Origin of the sequence: Noviherbaspirillum malthae, from assembly GCF_015352985.1 — a bacterium.
GTDB classification, from domain to species: Bacteria; Pseudomonadota; Gammaproteobacteria; order Burkholderiales; family Burkholderiaceae_D; genus Noviherbaspirillum; species Noviherbaspirillum malthae.
In genome coordinates this window covers 1-1,831 of sequence record NZ_JACYXF010000166.1, presented here as the reverse complement: position 1 = coordinate 1,831, position 1,831 = coordinate 1, and the positions used below count along the sequence as shown (strand labels likewise).

The window sequence follows — 1,831 nt, the reverse complement described above, 5'->3', positions numbered from 1 at the left end:
AACCTGCCGTTCTTCATCAGTCAGTGAGCGTAGTGGGTTTTTTCGAACGCGGCTCATAGTGGCCTCCTACAGCGATCTTAACGTTTGACCGCTTTATCCCGCTTTCGTTGCCAAATGACCCACTAGTGCGCTCGCAGTACGGCGTCAAGATCGGCAAAAGCGTTGACGTACGGAGTCGGACCCGGTTGTTTGCGGTTAAGTTGCCATTTCCGACAACCGTCGAACATTACGCGTGGTTTGACGACTACTCCTTCGCTGAACGGGACTTGCATCGAAAATATCACTCAAAGCGGCTTGAGGGGGAGTGGTTCGACCTGTCGCTGGACGATGTTGCCCATATTAAGACCTTAGGAAGATCTGTCCCGGTGGTCGGCCTGTAGACCGGTTTCCAAGCGCCTAAGGCGGTCGACGTGCCTATAAGCGATCGCTGTTGACGCCCGCGGTTCGAACCGACTTTCTAAGGGTACATTGACAGGCGCGTGTACTTTTGGCACCATCCAATGCACCTAGCTGCGGGAAAATGCAGCCGCTCCATGTACGCTGTACCAGCTTGAAGCACACCTGTTCTTCTGAAAAATCTATTGAATGCATGATTGCATCCGATAGGTTTTTCTCGTGCTTTGCACGAAAGAAGCAGCTGGGTCTCCAGCATTCAAAAACCAGTGCCTTCTAACAGGACATTGGATCAAATCGCATCTGGTCGACACTAGACCAGACGCACATTTACTCATCGCCAAGGCGGGAAATCATCCTGCCAGGGTCGAATTCCGCTGCGGCTCTTCCTGATAGGAGCAGCAACGTGAATATCTCCAACTGGCAGCACGACCAGAACGTTGACGAGTCAAGCAGATTGAAAAAGCTAGGCTTTGATTTCGACATCACCGCGGATGGTTACTTAGTGAAATACAACGGTACAGGCTTGGGGGGCGCCTCTGTCCGGCTACCCCGGTCTAAGCCACTGCACTGGCGGCTTCGCGCTGCAAACCTTCGCGACAACCTCGCTGCGGCGCTCCGTATTGCGCAGCGCCATAACGCCACCTTGGCGCCGGCATCACTGCCGCATCAATAATCCGGCCCTAAGCCGCGCAGCCATCGCTTGTTACGCGTGTATGGTTGTCGCGCCGCCTCTCGGCCTCGGACCGCCCATCAAACTAAAAGACGGGCATGCGCTGCATGCTCTGTCACACGATTAAAGGGATGAAATGATTTACTTACAAAGCGGCCGTCAAACCGGCGATGGTGTATCGTCAGTTCGCGCAGGGTTCGGCGACTACGACACCTTCGGACCTGGTCATAAGCTCGGCATGACCGGCGGATTCCTCGATGCACCTGAGAGGGCACCATCTGGCGGATCCACAGCGTTGCCGGCGGCCGGATCAATAGCCTACGGCCGCATGAGGGAAAACGAGCACGCTACTCACGCCTGCACGTTTGGAATGTGCACCTGCAAGGGCAACGGCAGGTCTGTCCATGTACGTAACATCTGAGTCAGGCTGAACTCTGATTCAGTCTTCAGTGTCAATTATTCACATAGTTACCACGATTCTTGTGGCACACATAATTCCTCACGGGGTATCAGTCCCGTGGGGACTGGCACGTGGTGGATGGAGTATTCAACCATGCACAATGACACAACCGAATTACAAGCGCTGCCTGATGCGGTGGCGGAGATTCTTTTAGCAGACCTCAAACGGGGGGCTGGGGCTTTCAATTACCCACAATTTCTAACGCAAGTTCAAATCCGAGTTCAATCTCGGTCAGTCGAGCCAGCCCTCGCCAGATGACTATATTGCCCGGTGGAGGATCGCGTGATCTGCCGAGATAGCCTCCA

General features: G+C 54.3%; 2 protein-coding genes. Both read left to right on the top strand.

Going from position 1 to position 1,831, the window contains the following annotated elements:
- Positions 1-125: 125 nt before the first annotated feature.
- Positions 126-380 (top strand): GIY-YIG nuclease family protein, encoded by a 255-nt coding sequence (locus IGW03_RS37510; RefSeq protein WP_323745073.1) that lies wholly within the window; start codon positions 126-128, stop codon positions 378-380.
- Between the two features lie 419 nt (positions 381-799).
- Positions 800-1,069, top strand: a complete 270-nt coding sequence (locus tag IGW03_RS37505) for a hypothetical protein (protein ID WP_194727465.1) — start codon at positions 800-802, stop codon at positions 1,067-1,069.
- Positions 1,070-1,831: the final 762 nt, after the last annotated feature.